A 19,880-nucleotide genomic window follows, 5' to 3' on the forward strand; every position below is an offset into this window, starting at 1 on the left:
AACAGGGGCGGAAGGGCAGAAAAAAGCCAGACCGCCGATATACCGGGGTCTGGCTCTGGAGTTGCGTTGAAAAAACGGCTTGCTGTTTTTATTCCTGCACTGCGGGATTGCCGTGCACAGGCAGGGAGCCGTTGCGGATAAAGTGGTCCACAAGGCCGAAAACCGCTTCATTGCCGCAGAAGTTTCCTGCGGCGATGGCCGCCTTGTAGGCAGGCAGGTTGGCTTCAAAGCGTTGCAGCAGCTCCGGTTCCAGCGTGTGCATGTCGGCCTGCATGCCGTAGTTCAGGCGTTCAATATAGAGCGCGTTGAAGCGTTGTTCCACCATGGCCTTGAGGGGCAGGGTGAGTATGGGCTTGCCCAGGTGCAGGGCCTCGCCCATGAGGGTATGCCCGCCGCCCTGGATAACGTAGGAGCAGCCTTCCAGCAGCCGCAGAAAGCCCTCTTCGCTCTTGCGCATGAAGATAACGTTGTCCTCCTGCCCTTCGGTGCGGTCATAGCCGAAGACATAGCAGGTCTTGCGCGTGGCGGCGCGTAGAAAGTCCACCAGTTTGCGGTGGGTGGAATTGCTCTGGTACACGAGCACATGGCCGTCATCGCGCGGGTTGAGCGCAAGCACGCTGTCGCGCAGGATGGGCGGGGCTACGCGCGCCTTGTACTGCGGCAGCACTGGCGGCGAGTAGAAGGATATAATGAGGTTTTCCGCCGTGGGGCGGAAGAGATAGCGCGGGGTGAGGCCCTGCACAAAGGTATCCCACCACATATTGGGCGGCAGGTTGTGCTGGCAGCAGGTGATGATGTGCTGATGGTCGAGGGTCAGACATGGCAGCCCGGCCTTTTCGGCGGCGCGCGGCACGAAGTATTCCAGATCGGTCATGCAGACATCGGGCCGGAATTCATCAATGAGGCGCGACACCTGATCAATATAACGCTGCCTGTGCCACAGCAGGGGCAGCGCCCGGCTGATGGTGGCGGCCATGTCCACCTTGTAGTCCTTGAACACCGTGCCCAGATTGGGCAGTCGGCGCACGGGAAATTCCGGCTCAAGAATTTTTGGGGCGTCGTCTTCCGCCACAAAAAGAAATTCGTGCCGTGAAAGGCGGCGGGCTATGGTCAGGCCGCGCATGGCGTGCCCGTGGCCTGTGCCGTGAATGCCGTAAAGTACGCGCGCCATGGTTCTCCTTTATGCCTGCCGCAGAATAGGCGGCGGGTTTGCGGCGGCAAGCCTACCAATGCAGGGCCGGAGCGTCAATTGCTCGTCTTGACGCACAGGGGCCTGTTATCTACCATCACGCAGTACTTGCTGTTTGTCACATCTGATTGCGGGGCGCAGCAGCGCCAGCGGAGCAATACATGCACGAGCCCAGCACAGGGGCGAGCCCGCAGGGGCCGCTCTGCAACGTGACCATCCCGGTTTTTAACAGGCCTGCGGCCACGGAACGCGCCATCCGCGCCCTGGCAGCCACCTCGCGCGAGGTGCCGTTTCACATAACGGTGGTTGACAACGGCAGCGAGCCGGAGCTTGTAAAAAAACTGCTGGCCTTGCGGGCAGAGGGCCTGATCGACCATCTTTTTTTGTTGCCGCGCAATATGGGCGTGGCCTGCGCAGCCAATGTGGGCTGGCAGCTTGTGTCCGCACCGCTGTACATGAAGCTGGATAACGACACAGCCATTGTTCGCAAGCACTGGCTGCGCGATCTGCTGGCCCTGTGGAGCCATGGACAGCCGCTCTCCAATCTTGGCGGCGCGTTCAACCGTGAAATGCTGCGAAAAACTCCCGGCAGCGTGCAAACCCCGCACGGCGAGCTTGGGTTGTGCGTGGGCAACCTGCCCGGTCAGGCCGTGCTTGTGCCGCAGGCTGTTTCTGAAAAGCTGGGTTTCTGGAATGAGGAATATGGCCTCTACGGCGGCGAAGACGGTGATTACGGCCTGCGCATGCAGGCGGCGGGTCTGCCGCAGTACTACTACCTCGGCCCCGAGTATTTTGAAAATATCAGGGAAGATGATGACGCGCGCGAAACCTATGCCGCGCGCGGCATAGACAAACGCAGACTGCACCGCGAGCTGGTCGTCAGGGATAACCTGTGCATGGGCAAGCTGTTCATGAATAAAATTCTCTACCTTTCCGGCCTGCGTTCTCTTGCGCCACTACAACGCTATGCTGTAGACGATGTGGACGGGCAGGGCCGGGTGCGGCTGACAGAGCGTAAGGAATACAAGGATTTTCAGCGCGATCTTGCGCAGGTAGCCGCAGGGCTGAACGCCCGTTTTCGGGATTATGTCATGTCTTACAAGCTGGATGCGCCTACGGCGGACGCCATGCGGCAGGTGCTTGAAAAACACGCGCAGGCAACAAAAATTGATAAGGGGCTGTGATGAACGCACGTAAAGTCAGAGAAGACCTGGGCCGCGCCAAGGCCTGTTGCGCGCGCCGCGATACGGAACGGGCGCTCTTTCTAACCATTTCGGCCCTCAAGGAACTGGGTGGCCAGAGCGCCCCGCTTGATCTGCGGGGCGATTTTCGGGCCGCAGTAGCGGATCTGGCTGTTGATCCGGAGCTGAAAGCCGCTGGCGCGCCAGCCTTTGCCTATACTCCTGGAGGGGAAAGAGATCTGCTCCAGCTTCTTTCGCAGCTTTACCGTTCCCTGAAGGGGCAGGAAAAGGAAGAGGAATATCAGGCTGCCTTGCAGCGCAAGCTGAATCTTGACCACGGCTTCAGCGACGGCAAAAAGTTTCTGGCAGAGGGTAAGCCGTCAGAGGCTGATGCATGTTTTGCCGAGGCCCTCAAACACTACAAGGACGAAAAGGCCATCTTTGGCATGATGGCCCGGGCCATGATGGATGCGGGCGAATATGTACGCGCCATCGGGCATGCGCGGGCTGGCCTCAAGGAACTGCCGGACGATGCGGAACTGACGCGCATTGTGGAGGAGTGTACCCGCCTGCGTCAGTAAGGCTTTCGGCGTATTTTTTGCATCGTTCTGACGAAAACTTGGCGGCGGCAAAAGCTGCCGCAGGGAGTCGTCATGAACGGTCACAATCGTGTAAGGTCATTTCCCTATATGGCATTGAGCGCGGCGCTCTTTGGTTGCGCACTGTTCTTTGCCGTTACCCTTTGGCGCGGCGAAAGCATGGGAGAAAGCGGCCAGTTTGCCTATACTCCAGGCTTTGATGTGCGGGCGGATGTGGTCAATTCTGTGCGGGTTGTGCCGCTGGCGGGAGCCGCCCTGCGTAGTCCCAGCGTGAGCGCGGATAAATCTGCGGCTGTTTCCCTGGCCTATTAGGCTGTTTTTATTTTGAAAAGTTGGATTGCCTCGCACCAGTAGCGGGCGGCCCATTTTTTGTGTATAGTTAATCGCCTTTTTTGATCTTGTCCTTTCAGCAGTATTTCTGCTGAAGGGCTGACGTGTCGCGCGTAGTCTAAAAAGGAGATGCAGAAGTGTGTTTCTTGCTTGTTGCACCCCGTCGTATCTGAAGATCGCTAATCGGGAACGGTTCTTCCCTTTGTTTTAAATTACAATTAGCTGTAATTTTTACCGTATTGCTTGTAAAACATAGTAAATTGCCATGTTATATTGACTTTGTTTCAGAATGTGCCTACATTGTACAAGCTGCCCGATTAGAATGGATGGAAAGCCTTATTGTTCTCATCACTGTAGTGATATGTTTAACTTCCTTATTTCTCCATAATATTAGTGAGTTACTGACCGATACTTTTTGCTCGGCAATAACATCACGCATTCTTTAAAGGACATGTTTGCGTTATGAATTGGGACTGGGACAAACTTCAGGAAAAAAGACAGAAGCAGGGTTCTAACCCTCCGCCCCGACCTCCTCAGGATATGGATTCTGACGATATGGGGCAGGAAGAAGAAACCCCTCGTGCCAGGCGCACTCCTTTTAATAACGGCCGTGGCCCCGGTGGCGAAAATCCTTTTTCCAAAATAGCCCGCATGCGCTTTCCCAACGGAAGGGCGGCTGGCCTTGTGGGTTTTGCCATTGTGGTTCTGTGGCTCCTTTCGGGTATTTATATTGTTAATCCCGATGAACAGGGCGTTGTTCTGCGTTTTGGCAAGTATGACCGTACCGAAGGACCCGGCCCGCACTACGCGTGGCCTGTTCCTATTGAATCCGTATACAAACCGCAGGTAACGCAGGTTTTGCGCAGCGAGGTGGGCTTCCGCTCCGTTGGGCAGGCGGCCACGTTCCAGCAGGGGCAGTTGCGCACTATTCCGGAGGAAGCCTCCATGCTCACGGGCGATGAAAACATCGTCAACGTGCAGTTCAGCGTGCAGTACAAGATCAGCGACCCCGTGGACTACCTTTTTAACGTAACCGCGCCCGCAGCGCTGGTGCGCAATGCCGCAGAGGCGGCCATGCGCGAGGTCATCGGCAACAGCCAGATCGACTCTGCCATTACAGATGGCAAGCTGAAAATTCAGAGCGAAGCCACCCAGCTGCTGCAAACCGTGCTTGACCGCTACGGCGCGGGTATACAGGTGCTGGCCGTGCAGTTGCAGGATGTGCACCCCCCGCACGAGGTCATTGATGCCTTCAAGGATGTGGCAAGCGCCCGTGAAGACAAGAGCCGCATTATCAACGAGGCCGAGGCCTACCGCAACGAACTGCTGCCCAAGGCCCGGGGTCAGGCTGCCGCCATGGGCAACGAGGCCGCTGCCTACAGTGCAACGCGCATGCGCAACGCCGAGGGCGACGCCTCCCGTTTTGACGCCCTGCGCATCGAGCACGACAAGGCCCCCAAGGTTACGGAACAGCGCCTTTATTATGAAGCTGTAGAAGACATCCTTTCCAACGCGAACGAAAAGGTGCTTATGGACAATCCGGCTGCTGGCCGCGCGCTGCCCTATCTCACCTTGCCTGGTCTCGGCGCTCCTGCTTCGCCCAAGACGCTGGAGAAGAAATAATGAGTAAAAATCCTCTGGTGCTGATTCTTGTTGCTCTGGTACTGCTTATCGTTGTTACCCAGGGATTCTTTACTGTTCACCAGACCCAGAAGGCTCTGGTTTTGCAGCTGGGCGAACCGCTTTCGCGCGTGTACGGGCCTGGTCTGCATTTTAAAATTCCTTTCATCCAGAACGTGGTCTATTTCGATGCCCGTGTTCTGGACTATGAAGCGCGTTCCCGAGAGGCCTTTACCGTAGATAAAAAGGCCATTGTTCTTGATAACTATGCGCGCTGGAAGATTATTGATCCCCTGCAGTTTTATCGCACAATGCGTTCCATTCCCGGAGCGCAGGCGCGGCTGGACGACGTTGTCTATTCACAACTGCGGGCACTCGTGGGTGCGTATACCCTTACAGAGGTCGTGTCCTCCCACAGGGCGGCCATCATGAAGGAAGTGACCAACAAGGTTTCCGACCTCATGCATGGCTACGGAGTCGAGGTGCTGGATGTACGCATCAAGCGTACAGACCTGCCACCTGAAAACCAGCGTGCGATTTTTGGACGCATGCGGGCCGAACGTGAACGGCAGGCAAAGCAGTACCGTTCGGAAGGTGAAGAGGAGTCGACGCGTATTCGTTCCGATGCCGACCGCCAGCGCGCGGTTATTCTGGCAGAGGCGGCGCGCGCCGCGCAGGTTGAACGAGGAATGGGAGATGCCAAGGCTGCGGCAGTTTACGCCCAGGCCTATAACAAGGCCCCTCAGTTCTATGCGTACCAACGCTGGCTTGACGCCATGCGTAAATCACTAAAAGAGAACAGCAAGCTGGTGCTTTCCAACGAAACGCCACTGCTCAATCAGCAACATTGATGCGTGGTTTTCCACGCCAGGAGTCAAAGAGTTATGCCCGGTTTTGCAGAGATATATGAACGCATCAAGTTGGCCACCAACAGCCGTACACAGGTTGAGCTGGCCGAGGTTCTGGACATCCGTCAGTCCAGTATTTCCGATGCGAAACGGCGCAATTCCGTGCCTGGTGACTGGTTCATGAAGCTTTTCGAGAAGTTTGGGCTGAACCCTGACTGGCTCAAGCAGGGTGTAGGCCCCATGTACTTGCGCACCGAGCAGGGCTACGTGCCTGAAGACGCACCGGCCTCACTTGCCGAAACAGCTGCCCACTATGGCGATGCCATGGCCCGTGGTGGCATCCATTCCGTGTACGACGCCAAGTGCGTCTACAATGATGATGCCCCCCGTCCTGCATTGGCCCTGGCGGGCAAGATATCGCTGCCGCTTTCACTCACACGTGACGGCCTCCAGGTGCTGCGGGTGCGCGGCGCCAACATGGCCCCCCTTATCTCTGAAGGGGCGCATGTGGGTGTGGATACAATGGATACAGATGTGGTGTCTGGCCGCATCTATGCCATTTTTGCCCCCAACGAGGGCGTAGTGTTGCGCCGGGTGTTTTTGAACAGCACCCAGGATGGCTATGTGCTGCGCTCCGAGGCTGCAAGCTTCCCCGAAACCCAGTTGGCTGCGGGCCTGCTTGCCAAGCGCATGCTTGGCCGCGTGGCGTGGGTGTTGCAGGAAGTGTAGAAAAATGATGCTGCAACCGGCTTTTGCCGTTCATTCGTTTTGCCGAAGAGCCTGGTCGGTCTGTGGTCTTGCGGGCTGTCTGCTGCTGTGCGCCTGTAGTGGCGCACAGACAGCGGCCTCACGCGGTGGGGACGGTATTACATCGTATGATTTGCCGTCCTCTCCTGCTGCAAGCCAGCCTTCCTACAGCACGGCTGGGGCACCTCCTGCCGCTTCGCCAAACACGGGGCAGGGCTATGCGACCCCCAATTATTCCGGCGGTTATTCCGGCGGGTATGCGGGGGGGAGCAGCGGTGCGGGCACTACGGCGGCTCCAAGCTATGGCGAGCCGCAAAGTCAGGCTCCTGGCTATGCCGCGCCATCTCCAACATATGCGCCCACGCCTGCGCCAACATATACCCCGTCATACCAGCAAAGCCAGCCGCAACCAGCGGCAGGCTCCGCTGCCATTGCTCCGGCATGGCGGCCCTTGGCTGATCGGCTTGCGGCTGACGGGCTTTCTGGTCCACGGGTGAACGCCCTGCTGGCTACGCTCAGCGCCACGCCCACGCAGTCGCCCATGGGCAGGAAAATGCGCGAGCTGTATAACCGTAAATTTTTCCCCAAGCCGCCTTCCACCGCGCCTGTGGCCCCGTATTACAAGGGCGTGCTGACCGATGCCAACGTGCAGTTGTGCCGCCAGTTTGTGGCGCAGAACAAGCGGGCGTTTGATCAGGCCGAGGCCCGTTTTGGCGTACCTTCATCCATAGCGGTATCCCTGCTGTTTGTGGAAACCCGCCTTGGCAAGGTGCTGGCTGACGTGCCGGAAAATGCCTTTTACACGCTTGCAAGCATGTCGGTAACGCGTCAGCCCTCTGATATTCCTGACTGGCTGCCGCGCATGCCCGGCTATCAGGAGCATCTCGACTGGTTTGCCGAAATCATGCCCAAACGGGCAGATTGGGCCTACAAGGAAGTAAAGGCCCTGGTGGAGCACATGTTGCGCGACAATATTGATCCGCACCACCTGCCAAGCTCCATTTACGGGGCTGTGGGCCTTTGCCAGTTCATGCCTTCCAATATTGCCACGTATGGCGCGGACGGCGACGGCGATGGCAAGGTTGACCTGTTCACCATCCCCGATGCTGTGGCAAGTCTTTCCAATTATCTCGCCAAACATGGCTGGAAGCCCGGCCTGCCGCGCACTCGGCAGCATCAGCTGCTCATGGCCTACAACCATGCCGCCATCTACGCCAACACCATCATGGCCTTGTCAGACATGATCAACGGCGCGCCTTCGCCCGAGGCCTCGGCCAAGGCAGCCCCGGCCACTGCGGGCAAGCCTGCATCGGCAAAAGCTGGCAAGGCCGCTCCGGCCAAGGCTGCCAAACCTGTGAGCAAGGCTCCAAAACCGGTTAAGCCCGCAAACTGACGGTTTTAACTTATCCATGTACCACCACCATCCCGCTGCCCTTTGGGCAGTGGGATTTTTTGCGAGCAAAGTCTGCCCACACAGGCATTAATGATCGGCAGTCGCTCTGTTCGGGAAAGTCATGGCGGAATCCGGGCGGCATCTGCCGCTGACTGAATGCCAAGCAGGGGAATCTTGCCATCCCTTTATTGCGGTGGCATACTTTGAGGATGAACACCAATTCCGGCGCGCAGTCTTCTCTGAAAGAAAGCAACCGGCCTCTGGCCGACCTGCCTCCCTTGCCATCGCTTTGCAGCGCGGGCGCTCAGCGGCCCGTACCCAGTGAAGCAGCATGTCTGGCCCTATGGGACAAATACGGCATGCTGCCGAACATTCGGCGGCATTCCTTGCTTGTGGCGCACGTGGCAGCCGCGCTGGCCCAGCGGGCGGCAGACAGGGGCTTTGCCGTGCACGTTCCAGAGGTTCGCGCTGGTGGCCTTTTGCACGACATAGCCAAGACCTACTGCGTCAAACACGGCGGCAGCCATGCGCAGGTAGGCGCGGCCTGGACTGTGGCTGAAACGGGCAATTATGCCATTGCACAGGGCGTGATGATGCATGTGTGGTGGCCGTGGGCCTTGCCGCAGGGGCCGGGAATCTGTTCACTGCCTTTTTTTGTGATCTATGCCGACAAGCGCATCAGGCACGATGCCTGCGTTACGCTTGAAGAACGCTACGAAGACCTGCTTGAGCGCTATGGCCGTACCGAGGCTGCGCGCGAAGGCATTGGCGTTGCCTACAGACAGGGAAAAAATATTGAAAGCGCCCTTGAGGCGCAGCTGGGATGGGCCTTACATGAAAATTCTTTTGATTGCGGGCGGGTGGTCCACTGAGCGTGAAGTTTCGCTCAACGGGGCGCGCGCCATGCAGGAGGCGCTTGCGCAACGCGGCCATTCGGTAACGTTTTTTGATCTGCTTTCGGGCTTCGACTGCCTGCTTGAGACAGCAGCCGCACACGATTTTGCCCTCATCAACCTGCACGGCGCACCCGGCGAAGACGGCCTTGTGCAGGCCATGCTTGAGCGGGTGGGCTGTCCATACCAGGGTTCCGGCCCTGCGGGGTCTTTCCTGGCGCTTAACAAAAGCGCCGCCAAGCAGATATTTCGGCAGGCGGGCCTGCCCACGGCAGAGTGGGAATTTTTGCCTTGCGCCCCCGAGGCTGGCTGGCAGCCACGCTTGCCCTATCCGCTCTTTGTTAAAAGCAATACGGGCGGGTCATCGTTGCGTATGGGGCGCGCCAGCAACCGGGCCGAGCTTGACGCCGTGCTGGCATCCATTTTTGCCGCTGGCGACGAGGTCATCATGGAACCAGTGCTCGCAGGGCGCGAAGTAACCTGCGGCATTCTGGGCGAGGATGCCCTGCCGCCCATTCTTATTGAGCCTGTGGCTGGCGACTTTTTTGACTATGAAAGCAAGTACGCCAAGGACGGAGCGCGCGAGATATGCCCCGCGCCCATCAGCGAAGCGCTGACCTCCCGCGTGCAGGAGCTTGCCCTTGCGGCGCACAAGGCCCTTGGCCTGAGCGGCTACAGCCGGGCTGATTTTATTCTTGGCCCGGACGATAGCCTGACCATTCTTGAGGTAAACACCCTGCCGGGCATGACGGCCACCAGCCTTGTGCCGCGTGAGGCACGCACGGTTGGGCTGGACTTTGGGCAGTTGCTTGAAAAGCTCATTGAGCTGGGCATGGCCGACCAGCGCCGCAGCTGACGCCACAACTGATTTTTACCGGGGCCGTCTGACTGTCGGGCGGCCCCGCCTCGCGCCGGATTGCGGCTTTTGGCTGCGGCGCGATATCCTTTCCGCCTATTCTCCCCCCGTTTCGCGCTGCCTGCCTGTTTCGGGACAAGCTCTGAACTGGTGATCCCAATGCTCAATAAATCTGCCGCAGGTCACATGGCGGCGCTGTTCTGCATTATCGTGTGGGGCACTACATTTATTTCCACAAAGGTTCTACTGCGGGCGTTTACGCCGGTGGAGATTCTTTTTTTCCGTTTTTTGTTGGGCTATGCGGCCTTGTGGCTTGCCTGCCCGCGCATGCTGCGCATGACGGACAAGCGGCAGGAAGTGCTGTTCGCCCTTGCTGGGCTGTGCGGCGTGACACTGTATTTTCTGCTTGAAAATATCGCTCTAACATACACATTTGCCTCAAATGTGGGCGTGATTGTTGCCATATCGCCTTTTTTTGCGGGTTTGCTGGCCTTCTGGCTGCTGCGGGCCGAGCGTCCGGGGCTGAACTTCTTTTTGGGCTTTGTGGCCGCCATGCTGGGCATTGGCCTCATCAGCTTTAGCGGCAGCACGCAACTACGCCTCAATCCTCTTGGGGATGTGCTTGCCGTACTGGCCGGGCTTTCATGGGCCGGGTATTCCATTCTGACGCGCAAGCTTATGGCCTTTGGCTATAACAGTCTGATGGTCACAAGGCGCTGTTTTTTTTACGGACTGCTGTTTATGCTGCCTTGTCTGCCGTTCATGGAATTCCATCTGGGGATGGAGCGACTGGAAAACCCGGTCAACAGCATAAATCTGCTGTTCCTGGGGCTGGGGGCGTCCGCCCTGTGTTTTGTGGCCTGGACGTTTGCCATACAGCGGCTTGGGGCAGTCAAAAGCTGCGTGTACATCTATCTTGTTCCTGTTGTCACGGTAATTACTGCTGTGCTGGTACTGCATGAGCAGATTACCTGGATGGCAGCGCTTGGAACAGCCCTGACGCTGCTTGGATTGGGCATTTCTGAAATGCGCAATTTCAGCCTGATGAAAAAGGCGGAACGTCTGAGCAAGTGAAAGGAGCGCGTTGGGCTGCCTTTTGACGTGCAGGCTTGGTAACATTTATGCGTGGGGATACGGTAGCCGTATTCCCATTTTTTGTTGCAACATGCGCCAGATGACGCATGCAACTTGCTGGAGAATTGTAGACGCTATATGTATTTTACCCAAAAGTTGCGGAATTAAAGCTGGTCAAGCGTAAATATCTGGCCTGGGTAAAGCCAGACCGTTAGAGTGTCGATATCGCAGTAGATTAAAACGGGAGTTGCGGAATGACAAAAAGTCGCATATCACAACAGCCCGGCCTATTCTCCTAGCAGCGATATGCATTGCTATGATGGTGAGATGCTGCTCATAATAGCTGGGGCATGTCTTGCGGTGGCATGTGCGCGGAATGTTGCGTCATATAGCAAATTTTCTTCAACTCACTAAATATTTTAAGAAAACTAGAGTGCATATGGAAAGTCTTATTGGCGTGCTGCAACAAATTCAGGAAATTGTCTGGGGTCCCCCAACCATGATCCTTCTCCTGATCACCGGGCTTTATTATACTCTCCGGTTGGGATTTCTTCAGTTTATTCATCTCCCCAAAGCTATTCGTTATATTTTTGAAAAAGAGGAAGGCAGTGTGGGCGATGTTTCCGCATTTGCTTCCCTCTGCACGGCATTGGCCGCAACGATTGGGACAGGCAGTATTGTTGGCGTGGCAACCGCCCTGCGTGTGGGCGGGCCGGGCGCGCTCTTCTGGATGTGGGTTTCGGCTGTTCTTGGCATGGCCACAAAGTACGCTGAAGGCGTGCTGGCCATCAAATACCGCTCCATAGATGAGAAGGGCGAAGTGGCTGGCGGCCCCATGTACTATATTGAGCAGGGCATGGGCATTAAGTGGAAATGGCTTGCCAAGCTGTTTGCGTTTTTTGGCGCGGTCACAGCCCTGATGGGCTGTGGCACCTTCCCGCAGGTCAATGCAATCACAGAATCCGTCAGTAATGCCTTTAATGTGCCGATCCCGCTGGTGGGCGCAGTTGTGACCGTTGCCACGGCCGCTGTTGTCATTGGCGGCATCAAGTCCATTTCCAGCGTAGCTGAATTTATTGTGCCGCTGATGGCGGCCTTTTATGTTGCTGCCTCGGCCTATGTGCTGTTCAACCAGTCGGCGGCGCTTCCCGGTGCTTTCGCCCTGGTCGTGAAGTCTGCTTTTGAGCCTTCTGCCGTGGCTGGCGGCGCTACCGGCGCTGTCATCGTTTCTGTAATGACAGCCATGCGTACCGGCATTGCCCGAGGTGTGTACACCAACGAAGCAGGGCTTGGCAGCGCCCCCATTGTGGTGGCCGCAGCCAAGTCTGATTCCGGCGTGCGGCAAGGCCTGATTGCCATGACTGGCGTTTTCTTCACGACTATTGTCATCTGTACCATGACGGGGCTGGTTATTATCACCTCTGGTTTGCTGGAAAGCTCAACGTTTGACGGCGGTATCCTTTCCAACGCCGCATTCAATGCTGGCATGTCTGGCGACATGGGAATGTATGTAGTCTCCATCGGGCTTGTATTCTTTTCGTTTACGACAATCATTGGCTGGAACTACTACGGCGAACGGTGCGTTGTGTATCTGACGGACGGGGTAAAATACGTAATGAGCTACAAAATACTGTATATTTTGTGCGTAGCTGTTGCCCCGTATCTGTCCATCAGGCCTATCTGGTATATGGCTGATATCACCAATGCCTGTATGGCCTTTCCCAACCTTATTGCACTGTTGGTGCTGAGCCCCATAGTCATAGCGGAAACAAAAAAGTATTTTCAATGAGCCAAGGCTGTTCGCAGGGGATCTGAAGGCGTAAAAAAAGCCGGATAATTTCCGGCTTGAACAGGTCTGTATGCATTTTTGAGGGCATTCCCGATTGCTGGTATAAACCGGCAACCAGGAATGCCCTTTTTCAGTTGATTGCAGCAGTGAGCGTTTTACAGCAGCACACCCAGTATGAGTGCCGCACCGCTGATGAGGTAGCATTTGCGAACCAGATGCCCGTGAGCGTCCAGCGGCAGCCAGTCGCCATCCCCGGCAAGGCGGATGCGGCGGCAGGCGGCAAGATAAAAGGGCAGGCCCGTCAGGCACAGCACAACCGGCCAGCCTGCAAGCCCCGCTGCCCACAGGTTGCACAGCAGAACCCATACCAGCGGCCACCACAGGCGGAACAGCAAAAACGATCCGGCCTTGCCCAGAGTATTGGCAAGAGTATGCTTGCCCGCCGCAAGATCGGTTTCGATTTCCGGCAGGCTCTGGTAGTACAGCACCCCCGCCACCATCAGGCCCACTGGCAGTGCCAGCGCAAGGCTGCACGGCTCAAAACGGCCCAGCAGCAGGGTGGCGCTGGCGCTCACCATGATAAAGCCCATGTTCAGGCACACAAACACTTCGCCAAGGGCGCGGTGTCCGTAGCGGATGGGCGGCGCCACGTAAAAAACAGCGGAACCCACAGCGAACACGCTCAATGCCCAGAGTGCGGGCCGTAGGGCCGGGTCCAGCCCCAGAATCAGCAGGCCGCCCACGGCAAGCGTTGCCGGGGTAAGCAGGAGCAGAACAATGGACAGTTGGCGCGGGCTGATAAGGCCGGACTGGATAACGCGTGAGCCGCCGATGTTGTCGCCGCCGTCCACGCCGAGAATATGGTCAAAGAGGTCGTTGGCCAGATTGGCAATGGTCAGGCCCATAAAGCAGCCAGCCAGCAGCAGGGCGTAGGTTGCCCACTGCCCAGGCCGGATGTCACCTTGCAGGCGAAAGGCCAGTGCCAGAGCCAGCGTAACCGGAATGGCCGCCGTAATGAAAAAAGGCGGGCGGCAGGCCTGCCACCACGCCCTTGCCTGTTGGCGGAAAGTAAGCTTTGGCGCGAGGGCAGGGCGGGGAACCCATGCCTCGCGCAAAAGATCGCCGCAGCGCATGTTATACGCCTCCTTCACTCCACGTGTAGGGGATGGAAGGGTCATCGGCGGGCAGTCGCTGCCCCTCGGTGGGATCGTGGGGGATGTCGGCGCAGTTGCAGATGAGCGCCGGGGCATCACCCATAGCTGTAAAGCCGTACCACACGTTCACGGGGATGCGCAGCAAGCCGTAGTGTTCCGGTCTGCCAAGGGCCAGTTCGCACAAAACGCCGCGCGTTTCGGAGTCTGGCCTGTCGTCATACATCACGATTTTCAGCAGACCGGAAGGCACGGCAAAGTGTTGGGTCTGGCGGGTGTGGCGCTTCCAGGCCTTGACGTGGCCGGGCAGCACCTCTGAAAAATAGATCTCGCCAAAGCCCTTGCTGAAGTCTGGCAACAGGGGCGAACCGGGGCGCAGCATGTGCAGCACCGGCCCGCCTTCTGTCGGAATGACCTTCAGGGGGTGCAGCAGTGCGCCTGCAATGCCAACATCCTGCGCAGTCATTTCCTCTGTATTCATTACTTTACCCACACCTGATTGCGTTGTTCGGCGGCGTTGACGTAGGCCGCGATCTGCCCAAGGGTGAAGTCGAGCATGTTCTGGGGCTGCTTGCCGTTCTGGCCCTGATAGAAGCAGTGGTACCATTCGGCGGTGTAGCGGATGGTTTCCTCAAAGGTGAGGGTAGCCTTCCAGCCCAGATGCGCCAGTGCTTTGTCGCAGCAGAGCTTGAGCAGGGTGCATTCCTTCATGCCCGCCTGACCGTTCTTGTCCATCTCGCTGGCAAAGCCGGGCCAGTGCAGGGCAAGGGCATCCACCACTTCGGCCACGGTATTGTTGACGTCTGCCGCAGGGCCGAAGTTGTAGGCCTGCCCGCGCAGGTTGAAAGGCTCGTTGAGGCCCAGCAGCAGGCGCGCGCCAAGCCACAGGTAACCGGAAAGAGGCTCCAGCACGAGTTGCCAGGGGCGCGTGGCCCACGGGCTGCGGATCTGCACAGGCTGCCCGGCGGCCCATGCGCGGGCGCAGTCGGGAACAATACGATCCTGTGCCCAGTCGCCGCCGCCGATCACATTGCCGGCGCGCACGGTGGCGCAGGCGGGGCCATCCTTGAAAAAGCTTTCAAAATAGGAGTGGGCGATGATCTCCGCGCAGCCCTTGGAGGCGGAGTAGGGATCGTGCCCGCCGAGGTGGTCGGTTTCGCGATAACCCCAGACCCATTCATCGTTACGGTAGCATTTATCGGAAGTGATCATGATGACGGCCTGCACATCGGGGCAGGCGCGCACAGCCTCAAGCACGTTGAGGGTGCCCATCATGTTGGCTTCAAAGGTCAGGGCCGGGTCGTCGTACGACTTGCGCACCAGCGCCTGCGCCGCAAGGTGGAAGACCACATCGGGGCGGAACTGGCGCATGGCCTTGATCATGCTTTCGCGGTCGCGGATGTCGCCACGCACGTCAGCCTCGAGGTGCGCGCAAAGATCCATGGCGGCGTAGTGCGAGGGGGTGGTGGGCACGCAGTCGGAAAAACCGCCGACCACTGCGCCCATCTGGGTCAGCCATGCCGCAAGCCATGAACCTTTGAATCCCGTGTGTCCGGTTACAAAGACCCGGCGTCCTCTATATGCGTTGGCAAACATGTTGGTTCCTCGTTGAGTTTTCGCGCGTTGGCTGACGCGGAAAGGAGATGTGCAGCCTGTGAAGCAGGCTTCGGCTACGGGCAGGCCGCAGCCGAAGCTGTAAGTATGTGTTGCGAAGCGCCGTTTAGACCCAGAAGGCCTTGCCCGCGTCCCACATCTCGTTGAGCTTGATGGAGTCGCGCAGCGTGTCCATGCACTGCCACTGACCGGGGTGCGGATACATGGAAAGCTGCCCCTCCGCCGCCAGCCGCTGCAAGGGTTCTTTTTCCAGATCGCAGGCTTCGTCCTCGGTGAGGTAGTCAAGAAATTCGCGCTTGAAGACGAAAAATCCGCAGTTGATGAATTCGTCCAGAACGGGCTTTTCTTCCCACGAAAGGATCTTGCCGTTGGCATCGGTGCGCACCGTGCCAAAGCGCGAGGGCATGCGCACACCCGTAAAGGTGCCGATGCTGCCCGACTGCTTGTGGAATTCGATGAGCTTGTTCAGGTCGATATCAGCAACGCCGTCGCCGTAAGTAACCATAAAGCGGTCGGTGTCAATGTGCTTGGCAACGCGCTTGAGGCGGCCACCCTTTTGCGTTTCCTGCCCGGTGTCGCACAGGGTCACGCGCCAGTCCTCAATGGGATTGGGATAGGTGGTGATGTTGCCGCTCTTGAGGTCAACCGTAAAATCCGTATTGCGGATGTTGTAGTCGTGGAAATACTGCTTGATGACCTCGCCCTTGTAACCAAGGGGCAGGATAAAATCCTTGAAGCCAAAGCGCGCATAGATGGACATGATGTGCCAGAGCACGGGCCGTCCGCCGATCTCGACCATAGGCTTGGGTTTGACCGAGGTTTCTTCGCGCAGACGCGTACCCTTGCCGCCGCACATGATGATGACTTTCATTCTAAGCCTCCTGCCGCCGCGTTTCATGGCTTGTTCCGTTCGCGGCGTGTGGCCCATGTGTAGCAGAAGGGCGAGAGGAAAAAAAGCCCCGCAAGCGGGCTTGGGCCGCCGGGATGCACTTTGCATTTGCGCCTGCACGGCGTAGAATAAGCAAAGCGCATTCAAACCCAAACTTTTTTGTGCGCAAGAGAGGTAGTTATGAAGTTGTTTCGCCGTGGTTTGCTGTTGCCGCTGGTATTGCTATTGGGCGCGCTGGTTGCGGCCTGCGTTACTTCCGGCCCTCAGAAGGCGCTGAACGACGTGGCCGATGCCCTGAACAAAAATGACGGCGCGGCCTTTCTGGCGCAAATTGACATGAAGCCTTTTGCAACCAACCAGATTAAAAATATGACTCGTGAAGATCAGGCGCTCAACGCTCTGGATTCCATGGGGCGTTTGCTCGGGCTAGGCGGTATGGAAGACCTTTTGGGCAGCGTGGTGGACATGCAGGCGCGCCTGCAAAAGCAGTATATGCGCGGCGTGAGCACGGGTGAACTGGTGGCCCAGTGCGGCAAGGCTGACACCCCTGATTGCCCGTGGGTGCCCGAGAGCCTGAAGGCCGCCAAGGTTACCGAGCTTGGGGCCGATGCGGCGGTGGCGCAGGTGACTACGCCCGCCCGCATGACCAGTTGGCTTGCCTTGCGCAAGGTGGGCGAGAAGTGGCTGGTGGTTGGGCAGGCCGTGATGGAAAGCACTGCCAGAGAGTATGCGCTTCAGAAGGCTCCGGCGGCACCGGAAAAGCCTGCGCCGATTGCACCCACGCCCAAGGAAGTGCCGGAGAAGGCCCCTGTACCGGGAAATCGCGCTGACAAGGATGGCGTAACGAAGATTTAGGGTGATTTTGCGAGCGCATTGGGTGAAGCAAGAGGGTTTTGGCGGCGGGGTGAGCCTGTCGGGCTGATTTACGCAAACCCGACTTTTGCACCCTGAATGCGTCAGCGCCGGGATTTTGATGCTCACGTACTTGAGTACGTTGCGCTCAAAATCCCGGCGCTTCCTTTTCAGACCGCAAAAAGCGTATTTTGCAAATTCGTCCAACACCAGCCATCGCCTTCGCGTTGCTCCGGCGAGTTTAAGGAAGGCGACTCCACGACCAGCTTCTGATGGCGGGCCGGGAAAGGCAAAAAGGCAGAAAGGCAGAAAGAGAAAAGGCAAAAGAGTTGGGAGAGTTTTCATGGGGTGGGTGAGCCTGTCGGGCTGATTTACGCAAACCCGACTTTTGCACCCTGAATGCGTCAGCGCCGGGATTTTGATGCTCACGTACTTGAGTACGCTGCGCTCAAAATTCCGGCGCTTCCTTTTCAGACCGCAAAACGCGTATTTTGCAAATTCGTCCAACACCAGCCATCGCCTTCGCATTCGCTCCGGCGAGTTTAAGGAAGGCGACTCCACGACCAGCTTCTGATGGCGGGCTTTTTTTCTGACTAGTAAATTTTCCGTCTGACCATGGTTGGATGGTAACGGGCATCACCGCAAGTAAGGCGAAGATTTTGCAGGTCTCTTTGTTTGCTATTTGGATTTGTCGAAGCTTTATGCAGGCAGAGTACCACGGGGCAAAGATCGAAGTATTTTGTAGTTAGTCCAAGAACTGAGGGATGTTGGCTGAAGCGGAATACCATTCAAAGCGAAAGTGGTCGCTGGCATTAACGCGGCGCGGAGGGAGATCACCTGAGCGAGCTTAGCGAGCGAGGGAAGCTCCCGCAGCGATGGCCGCGTTGCCCTCGTCACGCTAAGGAAGTTGAAAGCCCTCTTAGGGGGTGCTTCGGGGGGGATGCAAGGGGGGCCGAGAAGGGGGCGTAGCCCCATAACCGGCCCCGCCTTGCTGCGCGCCGCACAGGCGTCCCAAACTCCGCCGGAGGGCGGAATTTAGTGCCCGCAGGGCAGCAAAAATAATCAATCGCCGCCTCGCAGGCATCTCCCCCTAATTTAATACCGTCGGCGCATCAGTCGCCACCATACTTGCAGGATGCCGCAGCAATAAAAGCTCCAGCTCTTCCAGCAAGGCCTTGCAGCCCTCGCCGTTCTTGGCGGAAATCGTCAACGCATGGGGAAAGGCATCCGCCAGCTCAGCGCGGGCCGGGGCTTCCAGCTGATCCCACTTGTTCAGAATCATCAGCCTCGGCATGCGATCCAGTTCCATTTCGGCAAGGATGGTTTCCACAGCGCTTATCTGCTGCAAAAGGTCAGGATGCGAGGCATCGGCAACGTGCAGCAAAAGATCGGCGGCTTCCAGCTCCTCAAGGGTGGCACGAAAGGCGTCCATCAGCTCCTTTGGCAGATTGCGGATAAAGCCCACGGTGTCGGCCATGATGATTTCTTTTTCCGCAGGAAAGCGCAGCCGCCGGGTTGTGGGGTCAAGCGTGGCGAAAAGTTTGTTCTCGGCCAGCACTTCCGAGCGGGTAAGCGTGTTGAGCAGGGTGGACTTGCCCGCGTTGGTGTAGCCCACAAGCGCCGCCAGCGGGATGCCCTGCCGCGAACGCCGGGCGCGTGTGAACGAGCGCTGCCGCCGCAACTGGTCAAGCTCTTTGCGGATGCGGGCCATGCGCTCACGGATTTTGCGGCGGTCGGTCTCCAGCTTGGTTTCGCCGGGGCCGCGCCCGCCAATGCCGCCCATGAGGCGGTCCATGGCGCGGTTCTTACCCACAAGGCGCGGCTGGGTATAGCGCAGCTGGGCCAGTTCCACCTGGAGCTTGCCTGCGCGGCTTACCGCATGCTGGGCAAAAATATCCAGAATAAGCTGGGTACGGTCAATGACCTTGCGCTCGGTGATGTCTGCCAGATTGTGCAACTGAGCGGGCGAAAGCTCGCCGTCAAAAACCATCATGCCCGCGCGGCCTTGCAGGGCCAGCACTTCAAGCTCTGCCACCTTGCCCTTGCCCATGATGAGGCGGGGGTTGATCTGCGCCACGCGCTGCACCATGCGCCCGGCTACAGTCAGGCCTGCGGTGCGGGCCAGTTCCGCCAGTTCGTCCAGATTGCGTTCCTGAATGATGCGCGGCTGCGTGCCTACAGAAACCAGCATGGCGCGGGGGGTGTCGTCGGCTTCGCGGGCGTCCTCTGCCTTGCGGGCAAGTTCTTCTTCCAGCGCTTCGGCGGTGGCGACAAACTGCGATTCCGTGCGATCCCACGGCTGCGGGGCATCAAGATGGTAGGGCTGGCTGCCTGAAGGATTGGGCAAAAGATGGGCTGCCTGCCATTGCACGGGGTCGCCAACCGGGTTCACGGTGAGCGCCACCACGGCATCCAGCCGCAGAAAGAGCATGTCCATCAGGTCTTCCTGACTGATGCCGCCGGGGGAAAGGTGGGTGTGCAGCAGGCGCAGACCGCGCAGGCGTTCCTGCCCGCTGCGTCCGCGCGGCAGTTCGGGAATCATGATGCTGCCAGCCTCGCCCACAATAACCATCTGCACCCGGCCTTTGCGGTCAATGAGCAGGCCCAGTTGCCGGCCCACGGCGCGTGAAAGCAGGGAGAGTTCCCGGGCCTGGTCAACGGTGTAGACCTCTTCCGCCGGGAAACGGCGGTTGAACAGGCGGGTGAGTGCTGCAAGCTGGCTCGGTTTGAGCCCTTGCACGTTACCTTCTGGCTTTGGGATAGGAAGCTCCTGAGCGAAATAATGTTAAACCGCACCCGCAACCACTGTACCTCAAAAGGGGCAGGGCTGCGGGTGCGTGAGCAAGTGCGGTGCG

At 58.1% G+C, this 19,880-nt stretch carries 18 protein-coding genes; 12 read left to right on the forward strand and 6 right to left on the reverse strand.

Features of this window, described 5'->3' with window-relative positions; genetic code table 11:
- Window positions 1-88: 88 nt before the first annotated feature.
- Window positions 89-1,171 carry a glycosyltransferase family protein gene (locus ACUZ79_RS05465; RefSeq protein ID WP_240823963.1) on the reverse strand — a complete coding sequence of 361 codons (1,083 nt, stop codon included), beginning with the start codon at window positions 1,169-1,171 and terminating at the stop codon, window positions 89-91.
- Between the two features lie 179 nt (window positions 1,172-1,350).
- Between ACUZ79_RS05465 and ACUZ79_RS05470 the strand changes: the two genes are divergently transcribed.
- From ACUZ79_RS05470 to ACUZ79_RS05520, 11 genes are all read left to right on the forward strand, one after another.
- Window positions 1,351-2,373 (forward strand): glycosyltransferase, encoded by a 1,023-nt coding sequence (locus ACUZ79_RS05470; RefSeq protein WP_449250936.1) that lies wholly within the window; start codon window positions 1,351-1,353, stop codon window positions 2,371-2,373.
- Window positions 2,373-2,951 (forward strand): tetratricopeptide repeat protein, encoded by a 579-nt coding sequence (locus ACUZ79_RS05475; RefSeq protein WP_240823965.1) that lies wholly within the window; start codon window positions 2,373-2,375, stop codon window positions 2,949-2,951. Before ACUZ79_RS05470 ends, ACUZ79_RS05475 begins: the two co-directional genes overlap by 1 nt.
- Before the next feature lie 72 nt (window positions 2,952-3,023).
- On the forward strand, window positions 3,024-3,281 hold the full coding sequence (locus tag ACUZ79_RS05480) for a hypothetical protein (RefSeq protein ID WP_240823966.1): 258 nt from the start codon (window positions 3,024-3,026) through the stop codon (window positions 3,279-3,281).
- 480 nt (window positions 3,282-3,761) lie between these two features.
- Complete coding sequence (hflK, locus tag ACUZ79_RS05485) at window positions 3,762-4,922, forward strand: FtsH protease activity modulator HflK (RefSeq protein WP_240823967.1); 1,161 nt, start codon at window positions 3,762-3,764, stop codon at window positions 4,920-4,922.
- Complete coding sequence (gene hflC / locus ACUZ79_RS05490; RefSeq protein WP_240823968.1) at window positions 4,922-5,770, forward strand: protease modulator HflC; 849 nt, start codon at window positions 4,922-4,924, stop codon at window positions 5,768-5,770. Before hflK ends, hflC begins: the two co-directional genes overlap by 1 nt.
- A 33-nt stretch (window positions 5,771-5,803) precedes the next feature.
- Window positions 5,804-6,496, forward strand: a complete 693-nt coding sequence (locus ACUZ79_RS05495) for a LexA family transcriptional regulator (protein ID WP_192112498.1) — start codon at window positions 5,804-5,806, stop codon at window positions 6,494-6,496.
- A 4-nt stretch (window positions 6,497-6,500) separates the two neighbouring features.
- On the forward strand, window positions 6,501-7,907 hold the full coding sequence (locus ACUZ79_RS05500; protein ID WP_240823969.1) for a lytic murein transglycosylase: 1,407 nt from the start codon (window positions 6,501-6,503) through the stop codon (window positions 7,905-7,907).
- Window positions 7,908-8,116: 209 nt separating this feature from the next.
- Window positions 8,117-8,779, forward strand: coding sequence for an HDIG domain-containing metalloprotein (locus ACUZ79_RS05505; protein WP_240823970.1), 663 nt, complete (start codon window positions 8,117-8,119; stop codon window positions 8,777-8,779).
- Window positions 8,742-9,656, forward strand: a complete 915-nt coding sequence (locus ACUZ79_RS05510; RefSeq protein ID WP_449250937.1) for a D-alanine--D-alanine ligase family protein — start codon at window positions 8,742-8,744, stop codon at window positions 9,654-9,656. The genes ACUZ79_RS05505 and ACUZ79_RS05510 overlap by 38 nt, the downstream gene beginning before the upstream one ends.
- A gap of 159 nt (window positions 9,657-9,815) precedes the next feature.
- The gene (locus ACUZ79_RS05515) at window positions 9,816-10,730 is read left to right on the forward strand and encodes a DMT family transporter (RefSeq protein ID WP_449250938.1); all 915 of its coding nucleotides are present in this window, start codon (window positions 9,816-9,818) and stop codon (window positions 10,728-10,730) included.
- Between the two features lie 439 nt (window positions 10,731-11,169).
- Entirely contained in the window at window positions 11,170-12,519 is a 1,350-nt protein-coding gene (locus ACUZ79_RS05520) for an alanine/glycine:cation symporter family protein (protein WP_276612825.1), read from the forward strand.
- A gap of 155 nt (window positions 12,520-12,674) precedes the next feature.
- Here the strand turns inward: ACUZ79_RS05520 and ACUZ79_RS05525 are convergent, their stop codons facing one another.
- From ACUZ79_RS05525 to rfbF, 4 genes are all read right to left on the reverse strand, one after another.
- Window positions 12,675-13,652 (reverse strand): prenyltransferase, encoded by a 978-nt coding sequence (locus ACUZ79_RS05525; protein ID WP_240823973.1) that lies wholly within the window; start codon window positions 13,650-13,652, stop codon window positions 12,675-12,677.
- A gap of 1 nt (window position 13,653) precedes the next feature.
- Window positions 13,654-14,151 carry a dTDP-4-dehydrorhamnose 3,5-epimerase family protein gene (locus ACUZ79_RS05530; protein WP_227118589.1) on the reverse strand — a complete coding sequence of 166 codons (498 nt, stop codon included), beginning with the start codon at window positions 14,149-14,151 and terminating at the stop codon, window positions 13,654-13,656.
- The gene (rfbG, locus tag ACUZ79_RS05535) at window positions 14,151-15,266 is read right to left on the reverse strand and encodes a CDP-glucose 4,6-dehydratase (protein WP_449250939.1); all 1,116 of its coding nucleotides are present in this window, start codon (window positions 15,264-15,266) and stop codon (window positions 14,151-14,153) included. Before rfbG ends, ACUZ79_RS05530 begins: the two co-directional genes overlap by 1 nt.
- A 124-nt stretch (window positions 15,267-15,390) precedes the next feature.
- A complete protein-coding gene (gene rfbF / locus ACUZ79_RS05540; RefSeq protein ID WP_240823975.1) occupies window positions 15,391-16,155 on the reverse strand; it encodes a glucose-1-phosphate cytidylyltransferase in 765 nt (254 codons plus the stop codon).
- A 198-nt stretch (window positions 16,156-16,353) separates the two neighbouring features.
- On the opposite strand from rfbF, the gene ACUZ79_RS05545 reads away from it, so the two are divergent.
- The gene (locus ACUZ79_RS05545; RefSeq protein WP_449250940.1) at window positions 16,354-17,028 is read left to right on the forward strand and encodes a hypothetical protein; all 675 of its coding nucleotides are present in this window, start codon (window positions 16,354-16,356) and stop codon (window positions 17,026-17,028) included.
- 1,087 nt (window positions 17,029-18,115) lie between these two features.
- On the opposite strand, the gene hflX is transcribed toward ACUZ79_RS05545, so the two are convergent.
- Window positions 18,116-19,765: a GTPase HflX gene (hflX, locus tag ACUZ79_RS05550; RefSeq protein WP_449250941.1), complete on the reverse strand. Its 1,650-nt coding sequence runs from the start codon at window positions 19,763-19,765 to the stop codon at window positions 18,116-18,118.
- Window positions 19,766-19,880 lie beyond the last annotated feature (115 nt).

Source organism: Desulfovibrio faecalis (assembly GCF_053570625.1).